This window comes from Pseudomonas sp. GW460-LB5, assembly GCF_059423245.1.
In genome coordinates this window covers 1-22,860 of the sequence record NZ_JBWKXT010000026.1, presented here as the reverse complement: position 1 = coordinate 22,860, position 22,860 = coordinate 1, and the positions used below count along the sequence as shown (strand labels likewise).

General features: G+C 63.5%; 19 protein-coding genes. 6 read left to right on the top strand and 13 right to left on the bottom strand.

What is annotated here, in order from left to right:
* Positions 1-9: 9 nt before the first annotated feature.
* The 3 genes from AC07XM_RS16675 to pmbA form a co-directional block, all read right to left on the bottom strand.
* Entirely contained in the window at positions 10-1,386 is a 1,377-nt protein-coding gene (locus tag AC07XM_RS16675) for a class II fumarate hydratase (protein ID WP_024717622.1), read from the bottom strand.
* Positions 1,379-1,780 (bottom strand): hypothetical protein, encoded by a 402-nt coding sequence (locus AC07XM_RS16670; protein WP_016485029.1) that lies wholly within the window; start codon positions 1,778-1,780, stop codon positions 1,379-1,381. Before AC07XM_RS16670 ends, AC07XM_RS16675 begins: the two co-directional genes overlap by 8 nt.
* Positions 1,781-1,905: 125 nt before the next feature.
* Positions 1,906-3,252 (bottom strand): metalloprotease PmbA, encoded by a 1,347-nt coding sequence (pmbA, locus tag AC07XM_RS16665; RefSeq protein ID WP_095115789.1) that lies wholly within the window; start codon positions 3,250-3,252, stop codon positions 1,906-1,908.
* Between the two features lie 109 nt (positions 3,253-3,361).
* Between pmbA and yjgA the strand changes: the two genes are divergently transcribed.
* Positions 3,362-3,883 (top strand): ribosome biogenesis factor YjgA, encoded by a 522-nt coding sequence (gene yjgA / locus AC07XM_RS16660; protein WP_016485027.1) that lies wholly within the window; start codon positions 3,362-3,364, stop codon positions 3,881-3,883.
* Between the two features lie 124 nt (positions 3,884-4,007).
* Here the strand turns inward: yjgA and tldD are convergent, their stop codons facing one another.
* The 8 genes from tldD to mreB all read right to left on the bottom strand — a co-directional run bounded on the left by tldD (position 4,008) and on the right by mreB (position 15,118).
* Positions 4,008-5,447: a metalloprotease TldD gene (gene tldD / locus AC07XM_RS16655; protein WP_102689430.1), complete on the bottom strand. Its 1,440-nt coding sequence runs from the start codon at positions 5,445-5,447 to the stop codon at positions 4,008-4,010.
* Positions 5,448-5,449: 2 nt separating this feature from the next.
* Entirely contained in the window at positions 5,450-6,301 is an 852-nt protein-coding gene (locus AC07XM_RS16650) for a carbon-nitrogen hydrolase family protein (protein WP_060517611.1), read from the bottom strand.
* An 8-nt stretch (positions 6,302-6,309) separates the two neighbouring features.
* On the bottom strand, positions 6,310-10,131 hold the full coding sequence (locus AC07XM_RS16645) for a YhdP family protein (RefSeq protein ID WP_102689431.1): 3,822 nt from the start codon (positions 10,129-10,131) through the stop codon (positions 6,310-6,312).
* A gap of 82 nt (positions 10,132-10,213) precedes the next feature.
* Positions 10,214-11,671: a ribonuclease G gene (rng, locus tag AC07XM_RS16640; RefSeq protein WP_016485023.1), complete on the bottom strand. Its 1,458-nt coding sequence runs from the start codon at positions 11,669-11,671 to the stop codon at positions 10,214-10,216.
* A 54-nt stretch (positions 11,672-11,725) separates the two neighbouring features.
* The gene (locus tag AC07XM_RS16635; RefSeq protein WP_016485022.1) at positions 11,726-12,337 is read right to left on the bottom strand and encodes a Maf family protein; all 612 of its coding nucleotides are present in this window, start codon (positions 12,335-12,337) and stop codon (positions 11,726-11,728) included.
* Positions 12,338-12,370: 33 nt separating this feature from the next.
* Positions 12,371-12,859 (bottom strand): rod shape-determining protein MreD, encoded by a 489-nt coding sequence (gene mreD / locus AC07XM_RS16630; RefSeq protein WP_016485021.1) that lies wholly within the window; start codon positions 12,857-12,859, stop codon positions 12,371-12,373.
* Positions 12,859-13,854, bottom strand: a complete 996-nt coding sequence (mreC, locus tag AC07XM_RS16625; protein WP_016485020.1) for a rod shape-determining protein MreC — start codon at positions 13,852-13,854, stop codon at positions 12,859-12,861. The genes mreD and mreC overlap by 1 nt, the downstream gene beginning before the upstream one ends.
* A 226-nt stretch (positions 13,855-14,080) precedes the next feature.
* On the bottom strand, positions 14,081-15,118 hold the full coding sequence (mreB, locus tag AC07XM_RS16620; RefSeq protein WP_003255163.1) for a rod shape-determining protein MreB: 1,038 nt from the start codon (positions 15,116-15,118) through the stop codon (positions 14,081-14,083).
* Between the two features lie 205 nt (positions 15,119-15,323).
* Between mreB and gatC the strand changes: the two genes are divergently transcribed.
* From gatC to AC07XM_RS16595, 5 genes are all read left to right on the top strand, one after another.
* Entirely contained in the window at positions 15,324-15,611 is a 288-nt protein-coding gene (gene gatC / locus AC07XM_RS16615; RefSeq protein WP_016485019.1) for an Asp-tRNA(Asn)/Glu-tRNA(Gln) amidotransferase subunit GatC, read from the top strand.
* Between the two features lie 15 nt (positions 15,612-15,626).
* Complete coding sequence (gene gatA, locus AC07XM_RS16610; RefSeq protein WP_016485018.1) at positions 15,627-17,078, top strand: Asp-tRNA(Asn)/Glu-tRNA(Gln) amidotransferase subunit GatA; 1,452 nt, start codon at positions 15,627-15,629, stop codon at positions 17,076-17,078.
* A gap of 11 nt (positions 17,079-17,089) precedes the next feature.
* Positions 17,090-18,535, top strand: coding sequence for an Asp-tRNA(Asn)/Glu-tRNA(Gln) amidotransferase subunit GatB (gene gatB / locus AC07XM_RS16605; protein ID WP_102689432.1), 1,446 nt, complete (start codon positions 17,090-17,092; stop codon positions 18,533-18,535).
* 150 nt (positions 18,536-18,685) lie between these two features.
* Positions 18,686-19,060: a septal ring lytic transglycosylase RlpA family protein gene (locus AC07XM_RS16600; RefSeq protein WP_016485016.1), complete on the top strand. Its 375-nt coding sequence runs from the start codon at positions 18,686-18,688 to the stop codon at positions 19,058-19,060.
* A 60-nt stretch (positions 19,061-19,120) separates the two neighbouring features.
* Complete coding sequence (locus AC07XM_RS16595; protein ID WP_102689434.1) at positions 19,121-20,164, top strand: calcium/sodium antiporter; 1,044 nt, start codon at positions 19,121-19,123, stop codon at positions 20,162-20,164.
* A 95-nt stretch (positions 20,165-20,259) separates the two neighbouring features.
* On the opposite strand, the gene AC07XM_RS16590 is transcribed toward AC07XM_RS16595, so the two are convergent.
* Together AC07XM_RS16590 and AC07XM_RS16585 are read right to left on the bottom strand one after the other, a co-directional pair.
* Positions 20,260-21,621 carry an amino acid permease gene (locus AC07XM_RS16590; protein ID WP_102689433.1) on the bottom strand — a complete coding sequence of 454 codons (1,362 nt, stop codon included), beginning with the start codon at positions 21,619-21,621 and terminating at the stop codon, positions 20,260-20,262.
* Positions 21,622-21,674: 53 nt separating this feature from the next.
* Positions 21,675-22,616 carry an AEC family transporter gene (locus tag AC07XM_RS16585; RefSeq protein WP_016485013.1) on the bottom strand — a complete coding sequence of 314 codons (942 nt, stop codon included), beginning with the start codon at positions 22,614-22,616 and terminating at the stop codon, positions 21,675-21,677.
* Between the last annotated feature and the right edge of the window lie 244 nt (positions 22,617-22,860).

Here is a 22,860-nt window from a genome sequence, read left to right as displayed (position 1 = left end):
GACGCAGGGTCAGATACCGCCGGCAGTGAGCTTTTCCGGGTCCAGCAGCGCTTGCAGCTGGTCACGCGAAAGATCGGTGTGCGCCAACGCCACCTCGATGATCGGGCGGCCCTGCTTGTAGGCGGTCTTGGCGATTTCGGCGGCCTTGAGGTAACCAATGATCGGGTTCAGCGCAGTGACCAGGATCGGGTTGCGCGCCAGGGCTTCCTTGAGCTTGTCCTCGTTGACCTTGAAGCTGGCGATGGCCTTGTCGGCCAGCAAGCGGCTGACGTTGGCCATCAGCTCGATGCTCTCCAACAGGTTGCGGGCGATCACCGGCAGCATCACGTTCAGCTCGAAATTGCCGGACTGGCCAGCAACCGCGATGGTCGCGTCGTTACCGATCACCTGGGCAGCAACCATGGCAGTGGCCTCCGGGATCACCGGGTTGACCTTACCAGGCATGATCGAAGAGCCCGGCTGCAAGCCTTGCAGCTCGATTTCGCCCAGGCCGGCCAGTGGGCCGGAGTTCATCCAGCGCAGGTCGTTGGCGATCTTCATCAGTGCCACGGCCGTGGTCTTGAGCTGGCCAGACAGCGCCACGGCGGTGTCCTGCGAGCCGATCAGGGCGAACAGGTTCTGCCCCGGGGTAAACTCGACCTGGGTCAGGCCGCTGAGCTGCCGGGCAAAGCCGGCAGCGAACTGAGGGTGGGCATTGATGCCGGTACCCACGGCGGTACCGCCCTGGGCCAGCGCCTGCAGGCTTGGCAAGGTGGCTTCGATGTGCCCCTTGGCACCGTTGATCTGCGCCGCCCAGCCGTCCAGCACTTGGCTCATGCGTACCGGCATGGCGTCCATCAAGTGGGTGCGACCCGTTTTCACATACTGATGCACTTGCGCCGACTTGGTCTCGATCACCTGTACCAGGTGGCTCAGCGCCGGCAGCAGTTGCTCGTGCAAGGCCAGTGCAGCACTGACATGAATGGTGGTGGGGATGATGTCGTTGCTGCTCTGGCCACAGTTGACGTGGTCGTTGGCGTTGACAGCGTCACCCAGCACGCGGCTGGCCAAGGTGGCAATCACCTCGTTGGCGTTCATGTTCGAGCTTGTGCCAGAGCCAGTCTGGAACACATCCACCGGGAAGTGCTGGATGAAGTCCTCCGCCAAGAGTTGCTCGACAGCCTTGACGATGGCCTGGCCCTGCGCCGCAGACAGTTGTTCCAGCTCGACGTTGGCCTTGGCGGCGGCAGCCTTGGCCAGCAACAGGGCACGAATGAACTGGGCCGGCATGCGCAGGCCACTGACCGGGAAGTTGTCGACCGCGCGCTGGGTCTGTGCACCGTACAAGGCCTTGGCCGGCACCTGCAGCTCACCCATGCTGTCACGCTCGATACGGGTATCACTCATCATCAAATCCTTGCATCAATTCATCGGGAGAAAGGGAGGGCAGCAGACGGCAATTGGCCAACTGCAGGGCGTAGGGCTGCCAGCGCTGGTTTTCTTCGTGGCGATCGAGGTTGCGCAACACCAGCAGGGGGCGCCAGGCCTGATCCAGGCACAGGCAACGCCAGTGCCAGGGCAGCATGCGGTCGCAGGCGGTATCCAGCAGCAGGCGGAAGGAGGTCAATGCCACCGTCCATGGCGAGGTCTCGGTGCAGCACACCAGATAGCGGCCTTCGGCCAGGTAATGCTCGATCAGGCGCGGCTCGTCGGGCTCGAGCGCACAGCGAATGCGCCGGCTGAGCCAGCGCCAGTTTTCCAGGTAGGGGAGTTCGCGCAGGACGGGTTTCATGAACATCATCGCCGGGTTACTGGATAATGATATTCATTATTAAGTGATAAATAGAATCACTTCAAGGGAAGGTGACGAAAAAAAACCCGGCGCAGGGGCCGGGTTTTCAGTGACATTGAAATTTCTGCTAAAGATCAGCTACCCGCAACAGTCATCCGCTCAATCAATACCGAGCCCGTATGGATATTGCTACGGGTTTCAAGATCGCTACCAATCGCGACAATCTGCTGGAACATATCCTTCATATTGCCGGCAATGGTCACTTCCTGCACAGCGTGCTGAATCTCGCCATTTTCGACCCAGAAGCCTGCCGCACCACGGGAGTAATCACCCGTCACCATGTTAAGGCCATGCCCCATCAATTCGGTCACCAGCAGCCCGCGGCCCATACGGCGGATCAGTGCGGCCTGGTCTTCGACACCGTGAGTGACGAACAGATTGTGCACACCACCGGAGTTGGCTGTGCTTGGCAAGCCCAGCTTACGCCCGGAATAGGTACCCAGCAGGTAAGACACCAGCTCGCCCTTGTCGACGAAAGGCTTGGCATAGGTCGCCAGGCCATCACCGTCAAACGCCGCGCTGCCCAGTGCCCGTGGAATGTGAGGGCGCTCGTCGAGGGTCAGCCAGGTGGGGAACAGGCGTTGACCAATGGTGCCTTCAAGGAACGACGACTTGCGGTAGAGATTGCCGCCGGAAATGGCCGAGAGGAAGCTGCCGAACAGGCCACCCGCCAGTTCGGCGGAAAACAGCACCGGTACTTCGCAAGTCGGTACCGGACGCGCGCCCAAGCGGCTGGCTGCGCGCTGGGCCGCGCGTACGCCGATGCTGCGCGGGTCGGCCAGCAGGTTGCCCTGGCGGTTCACGTCGTACCAGTAGTCACGCTGCATCTGGCCGTCGCCTTCAGCGATCATCACACAGCTCAGGCTGTGCCGGGTCGAAGCATAACTGCCAATGAAGCCATGGCTGTTGCCATACACGCGGCAGCCCTGGTGGGTATTGAGTGTGGTGCCGTCGGCGTTGAGGATGCGCGGGTCCTCATCGAACGCCGCCGCTTCGCAGGCCAGGGCCATCTCGATGGCCCTTTCGGGCTCGATAGCCCAGTCGTGATAGAGGTCCAGGTCCGGGATTTCACGGGCCATCAGCGCCGCGTCGGCCAGGCCGGAGCAATCGTCCTCGGACGTATGTTTGGCAATGGCCAAGGCTGCCGCAACGGTCTCACGGATCGCCTCCGGGCCACTGGCCGAGGTGCTGGCCGAGCCTTTGCGCTGGCCAACATAAAGGGTGATACCAAAGCCCTGGTCGCGGTTGAACTCAACTGTTTCAACCTCGCGCTGGCGTACTGTGGTGGACAGGCCCTGCTCCAGCGATACCGCCACTTCGCAGGCGCTGGCCCCCTGGCGGCGCGCCTCGGCAATGATTGCCTCGACCTGCTCCTGCAATGCTGGCAGGTCTTTCGGACCTACGCTCTGGACTGCACTCATGGTTCTCTCCACTCAAATTCTGCGTACGGCTTGGGGTCATTCTACGACCGGGCCGGACAAGCGGCCCCCGACTGGTTATCATGGCGGCGATTTCTAGCGGACTGCCACCATGGTTGATTCAAACAACGACGCCTTCGACGGCGAAAAAAGCAAAACCCAGATCAAGCGCGAACTGCATGAGCTGGTCGAACTCGGCGAGCGCCTTACCACGCTCAAAGCCGATACCCTGGCCCGCCTGCCGTTGACCGACGAGCTGCGCAAGGCCCTGGCCGAGGCCAGCAAGCACACCGCTCATGGCGCCCGCAAACGCCATATGTCGTTTGTCGGCAAGCTGATGCGCGTGCAGGACCTGGATGCCATCCACGCCTTGCTTGAGCAGATGGACAGCTCGACCCGCCAGTACAACGAGCGCTTCCACGGCCTGGAGCGCTGGCGCGACCGGTTGATCGACGGCAACGACGAAGACCTTGAGCGCTTCGTCAACGAGTACCCCGACACCGACCGCCAGCAGCTGCGCTCGCTGGTGCGCCATGCCCAGCACGAGAAGGCCCGCAACAAGCCGCCTGCCGCCGCACGCAAGGTGTTCAAGTACATCCGCGACCTCGACGAGCTGCAACGCGGCTTGCGCTGACGGATTGCTCTGGGGCCCTGTGGGAGCTGGCTTGCCCCGCGAACACCGGCAAAGCCGGTGTCAGCCACCATTATGTGGCCTTCTTCGCGGGGCAAGCCCGCTCCCACAAAAGCCCCCGAAGCTATCAAGCCCCGGTCCCACCCACGGTAATCGCATCCAGCTTCAAGGTAGGCTGCCCTACCCCGACCGGCACCGACTGCCCGTCCTTGCCGCACGTCCCTACTCCGCTGTCCAGCGCCAGGTCGTTACCGACCATCGACACCCGGCTCATCGCCTCCGGCCCATTGCCGATCAGGGTCGCGCCCTTCACCGGGGCGGTAATCTTGCCGTCTTCGATCAGGTAGGCCTCACTGGTCGAAAACACGAACTTGCCACTGGTGATGTCCACCTGACCACCACCCAGGCTGGCGCAGTAGATACCTTTTTTCACCGACGCGATGATTTCCTGAGGGTCGGTTTGCCCTGCTCGCATGTAGGTGTTGGTCATGCGCGGCATCGGCAGGTGCGCGTAGGATTCACGGCGGCCGTTGCCGGTGACCGCCATACCCATCAGGCGTGCGTTGAGCTTGTCCTGCATGTAACCCTTGAGCACACCGTTCTCGATCAGCGTGGTGCATTCGGTCGGGGTGCCCTCATCATCTACGCTCAGCGAGCCACGGCGGCCTTCGAGCGTGCCATCGTCAACGATGGTGCACAGGCTCGATGCCACTTTCTCGCCAATGCGGCCGCTGAACGCCGAACTGCCCTTGCGGTTGAAGTCACCTTCTAGGCCATGGCCCACCGCCTCGTGCAGCAACACGCCCGACCAGCCCGAACCCAGCACCACCGGCAAGGTGCCGGCAGGTGCCGGGATCGCCTCCAGGTTCACCAGCGCCTGGCGCAATGCCTCGCGGGCATAGCCCATCACCCGTTCCTCGGTGAAGAAGCGGTAGTCGGTACGCCCGCCACCGCCCTGCCCGCCGCGCTCGCGGCGGCCGTTCTGCTCGACGATGACGCTGACGTTGAAGCGCACCAACGGGCGCACGTCGGCGGCCAGGCTGCCATCGGCCGCAGCGATCAGGATGCGCTCCCAGACCCCGGCCATGCTTACGCTGACCTGCTGGATGCGCGGGTCCAGGGCGCGGGTGGCTGCATCGACACGCTTGAGCAGCTCAACCTTCTCGGCACGGCTCAGTACATCCAGCGGGTTGTCTGCGCCATACAGGGCGGTCACTTCCTGGCTGCGGAAGGCCTGGACCGTGCCGTTCTGCCCGGCCCGGGAAATGGAACGGGCGGCGCGTGCAGCCGAGGTCAACGCCTCGAGGTTGATCGCATTGCTATAGGCGAAGCCGGTCTTTTCACCGGACTGGGCACGTACGCCCACGCCCTGGTCCAGGTTGAAGCTGCCCTCTTTGACGATGCCGTCTTCCAGTGCCCAGGTTTCCGAGATCTGACCCTGGAAATACAGGTCGGCGGCGTCGATGCCGGGGCCGGCCAACTCACCCAGCACGCTCTGCAGGCTGTCCAGGGTCAAGCCGCCTGGGGCCAGGAGCTGCTCGCTGACGGTGGATAACATCTGGCTCATAGTCACTCCGAGGTATGCGCAGGTCGCAACGCGCCCTGCGAGAAAAAGCGCCGGTGCGTTACCACCGGCATGCGCGCCCGGATGGACGCTTGTTCATCAATGTTGCGCTCGGCAAGCAGCACCGCTTCGCCTTGCGCCTGCTCTACGACGATGCGCCCCCAAGGGTCGACGATCGCCGCATGGCCATGGGTTTCCCGTGGGCCTGGGTGGGTGCCGCCCTGTGCAGCAGCCAGCAGGTAACACTGGGTTTCGATCGCGCGGGCGCGTATCAGCACTTCCCAATGTGCCGCGCCTGTAACGGCAGTAAAAGCCGCTGGTGCAGTGATCAGTTCGGCGCCGGCGGCGCGCAGTGCGCTGTACAGCTCGGGGAATCGCAAGTCGTAGCATACGCTCAGCCCCAACCGCCCAACCGGCGTGTCCGCCACGACCACCTGGGTGCCATGGGCGTAGTCATCCGACTCACGGTACCGACCGCGGTTGTCGACAACGTCCACGTCGAACAGGTGCAGCTTGTCATACCGTGCCGCCACCTCGCCGTGCTCGTCGATCAGCAGCGAGCAGGCATGAGCCTTGGCCTCGGGCTGGCCGACCGGCGGCAATGGCAAAGTACCGGCGACAATCCATAACTTGAGGTCGCGGGCGGTGCGTTTCAACCATGGCAGGATCGGCCCTTCACCCAATGCTTCGGCGCGGCCGATGGCAGCGGCGTCCTTGCGGCCCATGGCGGCGAAGTTTTCCGGCAGCACCGCCAGCCGTGCGCCGCCAAAGGCGGCCTGCTCCAACAGAACACCGGCACGCTGCAGGTTGGCCAGCACATCATCCTGGCTGACCATCTGGATTACCGCTGCCTTCATGGGCACTCCTAGCGGGATTTCTCGAAAGGTTTCACAAATGTGATTCTAGGCTCTTTCCACGGCCCTTCTACACGGTAGTGCACGCTGGCAAAGCGCGAGACACGGTCACCGATCAACCGGTCGACCAGGAACAGCGCGCCGCCCACGGCCGGCGCGCCGATAATCAGTGCCGCCAGCGGCAGGTTGTTGGTTACCGGCAAGCTCACCTGCAGGTTGGCATCGACCCGGTCGCGTACCATGTCCAGCGTGCCCTCCAGCTCGAAGTTGCTCGACGGGCCAGTCACACTGATCGGCTCGCGGGTCACATAGACACCATCACTGGCCACCAGCAGGCCTTTGACCCGGTCATAGGCCAGGCCCTTTTCGAACAAGTCGGAGAAGTCCAGGCGCAGACGCCGGCCGATGGAGTTGAAGTTGAGCAGGCCGAACACGCGCAGTGCCTGTGCGCCGCCCTCGACTTCAACGAACTGGCCGGTGCGCAGTGCCGCGTCCATGCTGCCAGAGAACCGCTTCAGGCCCACCGCAGCAGGCGACCCGGGCCAGCGGCCGTCCACATCCAGGCGGAAGTCACGGCTGGTCACGGTAGGGGCGAAGCCCCAGGCTTTGAGCACATCCCCCAGGTTCTTGCCGTCCAGGCGCCCTTTGTACCAACTGCTGGTACGGCCTTGCGCGCCCTCCCAGCCACCACCACCGTCGATGCGCAGCCCTTTGAAGTCAAGGTCGATGTCGCTGGCGGTCACGCCGCGCGTTGTCGGTCGCAATTTGATCGCCGCGCTGCCGAACAGGTCGTCGCCGCGGTAGAGCTTGTCGATGCTCAGGTCCAGCGCCGGCACCTTGCGCGGGTCGAACGAGGCCAAGGGGTCCGGGCCGTCTTCGGCCTCAGCCTGGGCAGGGTCGGCAGCGGGCAGACGCAGCGTCTGCATGCGCACGACCATGGGCGCACCCTTGGCATCCGGCACCCGAGCGTTGCCAATCACTTCCCTGCTGTCGAGGCGCAGGTCCCAGGCCGCACCGCCACGGGCCATGCGTACCACGGCCTGGTTCAGGTCCATGCCGAAGGCCTTCAGCTGACCAATGCTCAAGTCGACACTTTGCAGGTTCTGTCGCGCGCTCCCCCCCGGGTCGTCGCCAGCAAGACGGGCCGCCTGTTCCTGCCAGGGTGCCAGGTCCAGCGACTCCAGGCGACCGCGCACGCGCAAGCCCTGGCCAGCGGGCAGCTGGGCGTCACCGGTGCCAAGCAACAACTCACCACGGCCCTGGGCCAGCTTGTCGGCCGGTGCGGCGTAGGCAAAGCGTGCAAGGTCGGTGTACGCCGCATCGAAACGCCGCTCCTGGCCCTGCAGGCTCATACTGAACCGGCTGTCGCGAGAGTCTGCAGCAGCTTTGCCGAAGGGTACCGGCAGGTCGATGGCCAAGCCCTTGAGGGTGGAGTTGACGCTCAGCCGGTTATCCCGGCTACCCAGGCTGAGCTGCAACTGGTAAGGGATGTCGCCGGATGCTGGCAAGGCCTGCTTGAACTGCAGCCAGTCGGTCAGTGCCTTCAGCGATACCTGGCCATTGGCGTCGATGCGCGTCTGCATCTGCCCCGGCTGGCCTTCGGCGGTAATTTGCGCCGTCACCGGCTTGCCGAACGCCTGCAGGCTGATGCCCTTGCCACTCAGACCCTTGTCAAAATCGAAGCTGAAGTCACCCTTCAAGCGGCTCAATTCCAGGCTCGGCGGGGCCACTTTCAGGCGCGCATCGCGGGTGGCGAAGTCCACCTGGACCTTCGGCCGCTCTCCGTGGGCCAGCGGGATGTCGAGCTTGAGCTTGCCCTGCAACGGCCCTTCGCCCTCCCAGCCGGCGAAGATCTCGCCCGTGCCGATCGGCGCTTCCTTGAGTATTTTCAGGCCATCGCCCAGGCTGCCGTCGAAGTCGCCATCCAGGTAAAGACGGCTGTGCTGGTCACCCTCGACATGCGGAATATCGACGCTGACATCACTCACCTTGGTGTCGAGCAACACGCCACGCTGAGCCTTGATGCGCACCCCGCTGTCTTCGATGAACACATCGCCATCGACGTGCTGCACCTGCGGCCAGCCAGGCTGGAAGTCCAAGGCTGCGTCTCGCACCTTGAAAAACAGGCTGATGCTGCGAGCCTCTGGCGCGGCGCCGTGGTTCAGCGAGCCCTGGTACTGGAAGTAGCCTTCATCCACCGTGCCTTTGACGATGGCGCTGCGCAGCCATTCGTCGAGGGCCGGGCTTAGCACTTCAGGCAGGTACTTGGCGGTGTAGCGGCCATCGCCCTCGGTCAGGCCGACACGCAGGTCCATGTAGTCCTCGCGGCCTTCTTCGAACAACAGGCGAATAAGGAAGTCACCGGCAATCTTGCCCTCCTCGCCCAGTACCTTGAGGTAAGGCGCAACGAGGGTAAAGCCTTCCTTGTCCAGCGCCCAGGTCAGGCGCGCATTGGCTTGCTGGTAGTGCCACGGTTTGGCGAAGATCGGGTACAGGTGCAGCATGAACGCATCGGTATCCAGGCGCAGTTCACCATGCCCCAGGTCGCCGCTGATGCTGCCACTGACGTTACCGGCCGCCGGGGCACCGTGGTATGCATTGAAACCGATCTTCTCCAGGTTGGCGTCGAACAGAAGGCGTTGGTCACCCTCGGCCTTGGGCCGGGCCTCCAGCCGTACATTGCGCAACGCGCCGGTTACCTTCAGGCCATCGACCACGGCCATGACATTGTCAGGCAGCGGTGCCAGCGCGTCGATCAGCGGGGTCAAGGGCGTAAGGTGGAGCCGGTCGGCCTGCAGCTTCCAGCTTTCATCGGCAGCGTTCTCGCCAGGGCGCTGCTGCAACTGCAGGTGCGACTCCCAACGGGTCTTGCCGATGTCCATGGCCAGGGAGTCGACAACTACATCAAAGCCTTGAGCCTGACGCTGGAACCAGGCGCCCAAGGCCAGGTTGTTCAGTGTCGCGGCCTTGCGCCCGGCATAACCGCCCTGCAGCTCTGGTGCGTTGAGCCGCACCACTGCCTGCTGCAATTGCCCTTTGCGCCAGTCGACCCAGAACTCGCCGCCCGCTCGCAGCGTGTCGGCATGCCACTGCCCCAGCAGCCGCGGGGGCAACCATCGCGCCCAGTCACTCTGCGGGAGGCTCAGGTAGGCATTTACCTGGCCGTCACGCCAGGCCTCGGCCGACATACGGCTACGCAGGTTCAGCGCCAGGGGCTGGCCATCGGGCAGGGTTGCACGCAGGTTCACAACCTGGCGCGAAGCACCTGCCTGCAGCCCGGCGCTCACATACGTCAGGGTAAGCGGGTCACGCTGCCACGGGTGCAAAGTGACCTGGCTGTCGAACACATCAATGCGGCCCAACTGGCGAAGGCGCTGCAGCAGTTCGGCGGGATCAAGTGGCGCATCGTCCTTCTTCGGCAGGCCTTCAAGGTGCCAGGCACCCTGCTCGTTCTCGCGCAGGATCAGTTGCAGGCCGCCCAGCTGTATTCGCGCCAAACGCACTTCGCGGGCAGTGAGGCTGGCCCAGACATCGGGAACCACCTTTACCTCGTCCAGGCGCAGCGCCGTTGCACCTTCACCCAGTTGCAGGTCACGTACCCGCAACACCGGCGCCAGGCCGCTCCAGCGCCCTTCCAGGGCACCGACATGCACCGGCAGGCCCAATGCCTCTTCGGCTTTGCGCTCCACATCGGCACGGTACTCGGCCACCAGCGGCACCAACTCGCGGCCGAGGCTGACATACAGCGCCACCAATACCGCCAGCAGGGCGCAAAAGCCCAGCCCCCAGCGGGTCAAGGCGACAAGAACGCGGGTCAGACGTCCCATGGCCATGGCCCTCCAAGTCGTTTATCCATGATGGCCGGTAGTGGCGATTTTGCCAGCCCGGCCATCCAGCGGCGCGTTCGAGAAGACCTCAGAGCAGCACCACGTCGTATTGTTCCTGCGAATACATCGACTCGACCTGGAAGCGAATGGTTCGACCGATAAAGGCTTCCAGTTCTGCCACGTTGCCGGACTCCTCATCCAGCAGGCGGTCGACCACCTTCTGGTTGGCCAGCACGCGGTAGCCCTCGGCCTGATAGGCACGGGCCTCGCGCAGGATCTCGCGGAAAATTTCGTAACAGATGGTCTCGGGGGTTTTCAGCTTGCCACGGCCCTGGCAGGCCAGGCACGGCTCGCACAACACCTGCTCCAGGCTTTCACGGGTGCGCTTGCGGGTCATCTGCACCAGGCCCAGTTCGGTGATGCCGATGATGTTGGTCTTTGCGTGGTCCCGTTCCAGCTGCTTTTCCAGTGTGCGCAGCACCTGGCGCTGGTGTTCTTCATCTTCCATGTCGATGAAGTCGATGATGATGATGCCGCCGATATTGCGCAGGCGCAGTTGCCGGGCGATGGCGGTGGCAGCCTCCAGGTTGGTCTTGAAGATGGTCTCTTCAAGGTTGCGATGGCCAACGAATGCACCGGTGTTCACGTCAATGGTGGTCATCGCTTCGGCCGGGTCGACTACCAGATAGCCGCCGGACTTGAGCGGGACCTTGCGCTCCAGCGCGCGCTGGATTTCATCTTCGACACCATACAAGTCAAAGATGGGCCGTTCACCAGGGTAGTGTTCAAGGCGGTCGGCGATCTCCGGCATCAGTTCGCCGACAAACTGCGTGGTCTTCTGGAAGGTTTCACGCGAGTCGATGCGGATCTTCTCGATCTTCGGGTTGACCAGGTCACGCAGGGTACGCAGGGCGAGGCCAAGGTCCTCGTAGATGACCATGGGGGCGCCGCAGGTCTTGATCTGCGAGCCAATCTGCTCCCACAGGCGACGCAGGTACCGGATGTCCTGCAAGATCTCTTCGGCACGCGCGCCTTCGGCGGCGGTGCGCAGGATGAAGCCGCCGGCATCCTTGATGTTTTCGCTTTCCATACAGTTGCTGACCACCTGCTTCAGGCGGTCCCGCTCGGCTTCGTCTTCGATCTTGAGCGAAATGCCGACATGACTGCTGCGCGGCATGTACACCAGGTAGCGCGAAGGGATCGACAGCTGGGTGGTCAGGCGCGCACCTTTGGTACCGATCGGGTCCTTGGTCACCTGCACCACAAGGGCCTGCCCTTCATGCACCAGTGCAGTGATGGTCTCGACTGCCGAGCCTTCACGCTGGGAGATCTCCGAGGCATGGATGAACGCGGCACGCTCCAGGCCGATGTCGACGAAGGCCGCCTGCATGCCCGGCAGCACACGCACCACCTTGCCCTTGTAGATATTGCCGACGATGCCACGGCGCTGGGTGCGCTCGACGTGCACTTCCTGCAGTACCCCGTTTTCCACCACCGCCACGCGTGACTCCATCGGGGTGATGTTGATCAGGATCTCTTCACTCATGGCCGGCTCTCGTCAAAGGTCTTTTGTAATGATGGATGGCGTACGCCGTGCTGGCTACCGCGGGTTTGTTACCTCTGGCGTATGCACGGGCGATTGCCAACAGGCGATACCAAACGTGCCAAGCAACTCGGCCGTCTCACTGAGGGGCAGGCCTACCACGGCCGAATAACTGCCGCCAAGGCCGGTGACGAACACTGCGCCCAGGCCCTGGATGGCGTAGCCACCTGCCTTGTCCACAGGCTCACCGCTGGCCCAGTAGCGTTGCGCTTCATCGGCGCTGATGGCCCGGAAGCGCACCTTGCTGGTGACGCACAGGCTTTGCGTAAGCAGCCCATTGCTGAGGGCAACCGCAGTCAATACCTGGTGCTCGCGGCCCGACAGGTCGGCCAGCATGGCCAGGGCCTCTTCGCGGTTTTCCGGCTTGCCCAGAATACGCCCGTCGAGCACTACGGCAGTGTCTGCCCCCAGCACCACTGCCGGGCCCTCGACACGGGCCAGACCGGCAGCAGCCTTGGCCCGGGCCAGGCGCTCAACGTAGGCCGGGGCGTTTTCACCGGGCAGCGGGGTTTCATCGATGGGCGCACTGACGACAGTGAAGGGCACACCGATCTGGGTCAGCAATTCGCGACGGCGGGGCGAGCCAGAGGCCAGGTATAGCGGGTTCATGCAGACATCTCCCTGTCAGTTGCGGCGTCGCCGTCAGTTGATATGCAAGCGTCGGCGCAGATCGCGCAGGGCGAAACTGATCCATGGCCAGAGCAAGGCACTGATTACCGCCGACCAGACCAGCGCCAGGGTCGGCAGGCGGTTGCCGGTCAGCGCGCTGAGCCACAACTGGATGAGTTGGGCAATGCCGAATATGACCAGGATCACCAGGCTCTGCTGCCACATGGGGAACATGCGCAGGCGCTGCTGCAGGGACAGCACCAGGAAGGTGATGAGGGTGAGGATCAATGCGTTCTGCCCCAGCAGAGTACCGTATAACACGTCCTCGGCCAGGCCCAGCACGAATGCCGTGGTCATACCGACCTTGCCCGGCACCGCCAGGGTCCAGAACGACACCAGCAAAGCCAGCCACATGGGGCGGAACACTTCCATGAACTGCGGCATGGGCGAGACGCTGAGCAGCAGGCCGATGGCGAAAGTCAGCCAGATGACCCAGCCGTTGTTGCGGCGTGAAGCAGCCATCATTGTCTCCGGGTGTTAGCGGGTGCGGCAGGCGCTGCGGCAGGCGTGGCAGGGGTAGCTGCCGGGGCTGCTGGCTGGGCGGCCGGCGCTGCGGGTGTGGCTGGCGCCACAGGCGTATTGCTGGCCGGTGTGCCCTGCTCACCTGTGCTGGCCGGTTGGCCGAGGACCGAGGTGCCCTTGCGGTCCGCCTCTTCCTGGGCGATGGCGGCGTCGGTAGCGCGCTGCTCCGGGGTACGCCGGTCACTGAATACCAGCAGCATGTAGCGGCTGCGGTTGAGCGCGGCAGTGGGGATGGCGCGCACGATGGCGAAAGGCTGCCCGGAATCGTGGATCACCTCGTTGACCGTCGCCACCGGGTAGCCGGCCGGGAACCGTTGGCCCATGCCGGAGCTGACCAACAGGTCGCCTTCCTTCACGTCGGCGGTGTCGGCCACATGGCGCAGTTCAAGGCGCTCCGGGTTACCGGTGCCGCTGGCGATGGCACGCAGGCCGTTGCGGTTGACCTGCACCGGGATGCTATGGGTGGTATCGGTCAGCAGCAGCACCCGCGAGGTGTAGGGCATCAGCTCGACTACCTGGCCCATCAGGCCGCGCGCATCGAGTACCGGCTGGCCAAGGAACACACCGTCACGCTCGCCCTTGTTGATCAGTATGCGGTGGGTGAACGGGTTGGGGTCGACACCGATCAGCTCGGCCACTTCGACTTTTTCGTTGACCAGCGCCGAAGAGTTCAGCAATTCACGCAGGCGCACGTTCTGCTCGGTCAGGGCTGCCAGCTTCTGCAGGCGCCCCTGCAACAGCAGCGCTTCGGTCTTGAGCTTTTCGTTTTCGGCAATCAACTCGGTGCGGCTGCCGAACTGGCCGGCCACGCCTTGCCACGCACGTTGCGGCAGGTCGGTGATCCAGTACGACTCCATCAGCACCAGCCCCATCTGGCTGCGCACGGGCTTGAGCACGTCAAAGCGCGCGTCGACAACCATCAACGCGACCGACATTACCACCAGAACGAGCAGGCGAACGCCCAGCGAAGGGCCCTTGGAGAAAAGCGGTTTAATGGGCCGTTCCTCGTGGACGACTCAGGAGGTCATTGGACATGGGACAACGCACCAGCCTGGTTGCGGGTTGACGGATACGGCGCCCTTAACGGGCGCCAGCCCAGCACATACAGGTAGCACTGTGCGTAGTACCTGTAAACCGGGCGCTCGTGAACAGCGAGTGGGATCACTCGCTGGAGAGCAGGTCCATCGCGTGCTTGTCCATCATCTCCAGGGCGCGACCGCCGCCACGGGCGACACAGGTCAGCGGGTCCTCGGCGACAATTACCGGCAGGCCGGTTTCCTGGGCCAGCAGTTTGTCGAGGTCGCGCAGCAGCGCACCACCACCGGTCAGCACCAGGCCACGTTCGGCGATGTCCGAAGCCAGTTCGGGCGGCGATTGCTCCAGGGCGCTCTTCACGGCCTGGACAATGGTCGCCAGCGATTCCTGCAACGCTTCGAGCACTTCGTTGGAGTTAAGGGTGAAGGCACGCGGTACGCCCTCGGCCAGGTTGCGGCCACGCACATCGACTTCGCGTACCTCGCCGCCCGGGTAGGCGGTACCGATTTCCTGCTTGATGCGCTCGGCAGTGGACTCGCCGATCAGGCTGCCGTAGTTGCGGCGCACGTAGGTGACGATGGCCTCGTCAAAGCGGTCGCCGCCAACGCGGACGGATTCGGCATAGACCACGCCGTTCAGGGAGATCAGCGCGATTTCAGTGGTACCACCACCGATATCGACGACCATCGAACCGCGGGCCTCTTCAACCGGCAAGCCAGCACCGATGGCAGCAGCCATCGGTTCTTCGATCAGGAACACTTCACGGGCACCGGCACCCAGGGCCGACTCGCGAATGGCGCGGCGCTCTACCTGGGTCGACTTGCACGGTACGCAGATCAGCACGCGCGGGCTTGGCTGCAGGAAGCTGTTCTCGTGAACCTTGTTGATAAAATACTGCAACATTTTTTCGCAAACGCTGAAGTCGGCGATGACGCCGTCCTTCATCGGACGAATGGCAGCAATGTTGCCAGGCGTACGGCCCAGCATGCGTTTGGCTTCGGTACCGACGGCGACGACGCTTTTCTGATTGCCATGGGTACGGATGGCAACAACCGAGGGCTCATTCAGGACGATACCGCGCTCACGCACGTAAATAAGGGTGTTGGCAGTACCCAGGTCGATGGAAAGATCGCTGGAAAACATGCCACGCAGTTTCTTGAACATGGGAAAGTGACCCTGGGGAAAGCGTGGGTAAAAAAGTGCGGCAAACTCTAACAATGGCAGGGATTTTGGGCAAGGAGCCAATATGTTAAATTGGCTGTTTTTCCGAGCACGCCAGCCGATGATCGCGGCCGTTGGACCGCCAGAAAGCTGACATGTTCCTCACCGCGGACCCAAATTCCGTTCTTTGTTTCCCTTGGAGATCCTCATGGCGCTTGAACGCTGCGACGTGGAAAAGATCGCCCATCTGGCCCGTCTGGGGCTGAATGATGGCGAACTGCCACGCATTACCGAAGCCCTGAACAGCATCCTCGGGCTGGTCGACCAGATGCAAGCGGTCGATACCACTGGCATCGAGCCCCTGGCCCACCCGCTGGAAGCCAGCCAGCGCCTGCGCCCCGACCAGGTCACCGAAAGCAACCAGCGCGATGCCTACCAGGCTATCGCGCCCTCGACCGAAAGCGGTCTGTACCTGGTTCCCAAAGTCATCGAGTAAGGGATAGAGCCTGCCATGCATCAATTGACCCTGGCCGAGATCGCCCGCGGACTCGCCGACAAGTCGTTTTCCTCCGAAGAGCTGACTGGCGCCCTGTTGGCGCGCGTCAAGCAACTCGACCCGCAGATCAACAGCTTCATCAGCGTCACCGAAGACCTGGCCCTGGGCCAGGCGCGTGCCGCCGACGCCCGTCGCGCCGCAGGCGAAACCGGCGCGCTGCTGGGTGCGCCCATCGCCCACAAGGACCTGTTCTGCACCAACGGCGTACGCACCAGTTGCGGCTCGAAGATGCTCGACAACTTCAAGGCACCCTACGACGCCACCGTGGTCGCCAAGCTGGCTGAAGCCGGCATGGTCACCCTGGGCAAAACCAACATGGACGAGTTCGCCATGGGTTCGGCCAACGAATCCAGCCACTACGGCGCGGTGAAAAACCCATGGAACCTCGAACACGTCCCGGGCGGTTCGTCGGGCGGTTCGGCCGCTGCCGTGGCCGCGCGCCTGCTGCCAGCCACCACCGGCACTGACACCGGCGGTTCGATCCGCCAGCCGGCAGCACTGACCAACCTCACCGGCCTCAAGCCGACGTACGGTCGTGTGTCGCGCTGGGGCATGATCGCCTACGCCTCCAGCCTCGACCAGGGCGGCCCGCTGGCCCGCACCGCCGAAGACTGCGCCCTGCTGCTGCAAGGCATGGCCGGTTTCGACGCCAAGGATTCCACCAGCATCGAAGAGCCGGTGCCGGACTACAGCGCCAACCTGAACGCTTCGCTGCAGGGCCTGCGCATCGGCCTGCCAAAAGAGTACTTCGGGGCCGGCCTCGATCCACGTATCGCCGAGCTGGTCCAGGCCAGCGTCAAAGAGCTGGAAAAGCTCGGCGCGGTGGTCAAGGAAATCAGCCTGCCGAACATGCAGCACGCCATCCCGGCCTACTACGTGATCGCCCCGGCGGAGGCCTCATCCAACCTGTCGCGCTTCGACGGCGTGCGCTTCGGTTACCGCTGCGAAGCGCCGAAAGACCTCACCGACCTGTACAAGCGGTCCCGTGGCGAAGGCTTCGGCATTGAAGTGCAGCGCCGCATCATGGTCGGCACCTACGCCCTGTCGGCCGGCTACTACGACGCCTACTACGTGAAGGCGCAGCAGATCCGCCGCCTGATCAAGAACGACTTCATGGCCGCTTTCAACGATGTCGATCTGATCCTCGGCCCGACCACGCCAAACCCGGCCTGGAAGCTTGGCGCCAAGAGCAGCGACCCGGTCGCCGCCTACCTCGAAGACGTCTACACCATCACCGCCAACCTGGCGGGCCTGCCGGGCCTGTCGATGCCGGCTGGCTTCGTCGACGGCCTGCCGGTCGGCGTGCAGCTGCTGGCGCCGTATTTCCAGGAAGGCCGCCTGCTCAACGTCGCGCACCGCTACCAGCAAGTGACCGACTGGCACACCCGTGCCCCCAACGGCTTCTGAGGAGTTCACACATGCAATGGGAAGTTGTGATCGGGCTTGAAATCCACACTCAGCTCGCCACCCAGTCGAAGATCTTCTCCGGCAGCGCCACCACCTTCGGCTCCGAGCCGAACACCCAGGCCAGCCTGGTAGACCTGGGCATGCCCGGCGTACTGCCGGTGCTGAACCAGGAAGCCGTGCGCATGGCGTGCATGTTCGGCCTGGCCATCGATGCCGAAATCGGCAAGCGCAACGTGTTCGCGCGCAAGAACTACTTCTACCCGGACTTGCCCAAGGGGTACCAGATCAGCCAGATGGACCTGCCGATCGTCGGCAAGGGCCACCTGGATATCGCCCTGGAAGACGGCACCATCAAGCGTATCGGGGTCACCCGCGCGCACCTGGAAGAAGACGCCGGCAAAAGCCTGCACGAAGACTTCAGCGGCTCCACCGGCATCGACCTTAACCGTGCCGGCACCCCGCTGCTGGAAATCGTCTCCGAGCCTGACATGCGCAGCGCCAAGGAAGCCGTGGCCTACGTCAAGGCGATCCACGCACTGGTGCGCTACCTGGGCATCTGCGACGGCAACATGGCCGAAGGCTCGCTGCGCTGCGACTGCAACGTGTCGATTCGTCCGAAGGGTCAAGCCGAGTTCGGCACCCGCTGCGAGATCAAGAACGTCAACTCGTTCCGCTTCATCGAGCGCGCGATCAACAGCGAAATCCAGCGCCAGATCGACCTGATCGAAGACGGCGGCAAGGTGGTGCAGGAAACTCGCCTGTACGACCCGAACAAAGATGAAACCCGCTCCATGCGCAGCAAGGAGGAAGCCAACGACTACCGTTACTTCCCCGACCCGGACCTGCTGCCGGTGGGGATCGAGGACAGCTTCCTCGAAACCATCCGCGCCGGCCTGCCGGAGCTGCCGCCGCAGAAGGTCGAACGCTTCCAGCGCCAGTATGGCCTGTCGGCCTACGACGCCAACGTGCTGGCTTCGAGCCGCGAACAGGCGGACTACTTCGAGGAAGTGGTAAAAATCGGTGGCGACGCCAAGCTGGCGGCCAACTGGGTCATGGTCGAGCTGGGCAGCCTGCTCAACAAGCTGGGCATCGAGATCGACCAGGCACCGGTCAGCGCCGCGCACCTGGGTGGCATGCTGCTGCGCATCCGCGACAACACCATCAGCGGCAAGATCGCCAAGACCGTATTCGAGGCGATGGCTGCCGGTGAAGGCGATGCCGACAGCATCATCGAAAGCAAAGGCCTGAAGCAGGTGACCGACACCGGTGCCATCGACAAGATGCTGGACGAGATGCTGGCGGCCAACGCCGAGCAGGTCGAACAGTACCGTGCGGCCGACGAGGCCAAGCGTGGCAAGATGTTCGGCTTCTTTGTCGGCCAGGCGATGAAAGCCTCCAAAGGCAAGGCCAACCCGGGGCAGGTGAACCAATTGCTCAAGGCCAAGCTCGAAGGCTGAGCTGAAAAAGCGGCGAGGGCCTTGCCCTCGTTCGCCGGCAAGCCAGCTCCCACAGGTACAGCGCCGCTTTTGAGGGCGATGAGGTACCTGTGGGAGCTGGCTTGCCGGCGATGGGCCGCGCAGCGGCCCCAATAGCACCGGAGCAAGAACTTGCTAAAAAAATCCCTCGGCACGCTAGCCCTCTTCTCTTTCCTGGCCGGCTGCGCCAGCCATGACATCGACCCGCGTGGTTACGACCAGACGGGCACCGCTTCCTATTACGGGTCGCGCCACCACGGCAAACGCACCGCCAGTGGCGAGCCGTTTAACCAGCACGGTTTTACCGCCGCCCACCGCAACCTGCCGTTCGGCACCCGCGTACGGGTCACCAACACGGCCAACCAGCGCAGTGTGGTGGTGCGCATCAACGACCGTGGCCCGCACACCCGCGGCCGCCTGATCGACCTGTCTCGCGCCGCTGCAGAAAAAATCGGCATGCTCCGTAGCGGAACGGCACGCGTGCGAGTACAAGGGCTTAGCGACTGACGCGACAGGAGTCCGACCATTTTCGACTTGGCCACCCTTCCCACCTTCAGCCTGTTGCAACTGGGCATTGCCCTGCTGCTGCTGGTCGGCGGCGCCGAATTGCTGGTGCGCGCAGCGCTGCGCCTGGCTCAGCGCCTTCATGTTCGCCCGTTGATCATCGGCCTGAGCCTGGTGGCCTTCGGCAGTACAGCACCACAACTGACCGTGAGCCTGCAGGCGGCCTATCAGGGCGCGCCGGATGTGGCGGTCGGCAGCGTGATCGGCAGCAACATCTTCAACGTACTGGTCATTCTTGGCCTGGCCGCGCTGATCATCCCGCTGCGTGTGTCGCGCCAGCTGGTGCGCCTGGACATTCCGCTGATGATCCTCGCCAGCGGCCTGGTCTATGCCTTGTCCGCCAACGGTTACCTGGGCCGGGTGGAAGGGGGGCTGCTGCTGCTTGGCCTGGCCGGCTACCTGGCAATGCTCTGGCACCAATCGCGCCACTACGCACGCACTTACCCCGCGCCGGACACGGCAAAATCCAGCGCCAGGCGCTTCTGGTCAGGCACGCTGCTGCAGGTGCTGGCCGGCTTTGGCCTGCTGAGCCTGGCGGGCCACCTGCTGCTGGAGGCCGCCGTGGAGGTTGCCACAGACCTGGGGCTGTCCGAGCGCATCATCGGCCTGACCGTCGTCGCCATCTGCACATCCTTGCCAGAGCTCGCCGCCGCGCTGATCGCGGCCCTGCGTGGCGAACGGGAAATCGCCGTGGGCACCGTGATCGGCAGCAACCTGTTCAATCTGCTGGCAGTGCTGGGCCTGACCGCGCTGATCACCCCTGTGCCGCTGTCGATCTCGCCCAACGCCCTGGCCTTCGACCTGCCGGTTATGCTCGGCGTCGCCGCGCTAAGCCTGCCGGTGTTCTATTCCGGTTACCGCATCACCCGCGCCGAAGGCCTGGTGTTCCTGTGCCTGTACCTGGCCTACGGCCTGCACGTGGCGGCGTTCACCATGGGCATGCCGCTGGCCGGGCGCCTGGAGCGGTTGATGCTGTTCTATGTGCTGCCTGTGCTCGCGGTGGTGCTGCTGTATACCACCGTGCGCGCCTGGCGCCGGCAGCATTGATCGGGCCATGTCATCTGGCGCATGCCTTAAGCCTTGTGTCGCCCTTTAGATCGAGCGCCGCCCGCGCGGCGCTCGTTCTCACAGGCGATACAAATCTAACAGCGAACCTGCCGAGCCTTCTTCAGCTTGAAGGCCACCCACAGCACGGCAATCCATGCCGGGATCAGCATCACCGAGATGCGAATCGGCGGAGTCAGGTACATCACCACCAGAATCAGCACAATGAACGCCAGGCACAGGTAGTTGGTCAGCGGGTGCCCCAGGCTCTTGTAGAACGGGGTAATACCGGCCGCCAGCTTGGCCTTGCGGAACTTCAAGTGGGTAATGCTGATGCTCGCCCAGTTGATCACCAGCGCCGACACCGCCAGGGCCATCAGCAAGCCAAAGGCCTCGCCCGGCATGAGGTAGTTGATCACCACGCACAGCCCGGTGGCGAAGGCGGACACGCCCAGTGCAGTCAGCGGCACGCCGCTGCGGCTGACTTTCAGCAACTGGCGCGGTGCGTCACCCTGGCTGGCCAGACCAAACAGCATGCGGCTGTTGGCGTACACGCAGCTGTTGTAAACCGACAGCGCAGCCGTCAGCACCACGATGTTGAGGATGGTTGCCACCAGGTCGCTGTCCAGCTCGTGGAAAATCATCACGAACGGGCTGCCACCCTGCACGACCTTCTGCCACGGGTACAGGGACAGCAGCACCGCCAGGGCACCGATGTAGAAGATCAGGATGCGGTACACCACCTGGTTGGTGGCCTTGGGGATACTCTGGCGCGGGTTGTCTGCCTCGGCAGCAGTGATACCCACCAGCTCCAGCCCACCGAACGAGAACATGATCACCGCCAGCGCCATCACCAAGCCGCTGACACCGTTAGGGAAGAAGCCGCCGTACTGCCACAGGTTGGCCACGCTGGCATCCGGGCCGCCATGGCCGCTGCTCAGCAACCAGGCGCCGAAGCCGATCATGCTGACGATGGCCACTACCTTGATCAGGGCGAACCAGAATTCCATTTCGCCGTAGACCTTCACCTGGGTCAGGTTGATCAGGTTGATCACCACAAAAAATATCGCCGCCGTGGCCCAGGTGGGGAATTCCGGCCACCAGTACTGCACGTAGATACCCACGGCCGTCAGCTCGGCCATGCCAACCAGTACATACACCACCCAGTAGTTCCAGCCCGACACGAAGCCTGCAAACTCGCTCCAGTACTGGTGGGCAAAGTGGCTGAAGCTACCGGCCACCGGCTCTTCCACCACCATTTCACCCAGCTGGCGCATGATCAGGAAGGCCATCAGGCCAGCGATGGCATACCCCAGCAGTACGGAGGGCCCGGCCAGCTGGATGGTCTGGGCGATGCCCAGGAACAAGCCGGTACCGATGGCCCCGCCCAGCGCGATCAGCTGGATATGGCGATTCTTCAGCCCGCGCTGTAACTGCTCGGGCTTGCTCTGGTCTTGCATGAAGTGTCCTTTAGCTCAGTGAGGCTGTTTTTGTGTTGTTTGCAGTCAAGGATCTAGATCCATCCGCCCCACTGCAAGATGAAAATGCCGATATTGGTGGTGATTGCCGCCATTAAGGTGGTGATCACGATGATCGACGCAGCCAGCTCATGGTTGCCGTTGGCCGCCCGCGCCATGACGTAACTGGCAGCTGCGGTCGGGCTGCCGATGTACAGGAACAGGATACCCAGTTCGGCCCCGCGAAAGCCGCACAGCCAGGCACCGAGGGTGCCGGCCAGCGGCAGCCAGACCATCTTTACCAGGCTGGCGTCGATGGCCAGCCGGCCGCTGTCGCGCAGCGCCGCCAGCGACAGGGTGCCGCCAATACACATCAATGCCAGCGGCAGGGTCATCTGTGCCAGGTAATCACCTGAAGTCAGCAGCCAGTTAGGGAGCGGCACCTGGCCGTAAGCCATGGGTGTCGCGACCAGCACGCTGATGATCAGCGGGTTGCTTAAAATGCTCTTGCAGATGCTCCACGGGTCGGACTTGAGGTCCGGGCTGTACACCGCCAGCACCACTGCCGACAGCGAGTTGTACATCAGGATGACCAGGCCGGCGAGCACTGCACCCAGCGAAATACCGTAGTCGCCGTAAAGGCTGGCAGCCAGGGCCAGGCCGATCACGCCGTTGTTGCCGCGGAACGCGCCCTGGGTATAGATGCCCCGGTCGGCCTGCGGGCTACGCCAGATGGCCATGCCCCAAGCGACGCCGAAGCCCACCAGAGTGGCGACGATGAAGTAAAGGATGACACCGGGCTTCACCGCAGCAGCCAGGTCGGCGTGGTAAATGCCGAGGAACAACAGCGCAGGCATGCAGACGTTGAACACCAACTGCGAGGCAACGCGGTTGAAATTATCGTCGATCAGACGGATGCGTTTGAGCAGCACGCCCATGAACAGCATGGCGAAGACAGGTGCCGTGATGTTCAGCGTCTGGATAAGAAGGGCGAGCATGCGCAAGCGATCCTGGAGAGGTTGCCGTTAGGTGGCTAATGATACGCCAACGGCTGGTATTTGCGGGGATCGCGGGCTTGTAGAAAAATTTCTGTCAGTGCCGGCCTCTTCGCGGGACAAGCCCGCTCCCACAGGTATCGCACAAATCTCCAGACCTGTTCAGGGCCTGTGGGAGCAACTGTCTTCTTGTGGAAGCTGGCCTTGCCGGCGATGGGGCGAGTAGCGCCCCAAGCCCGGCTCTGCC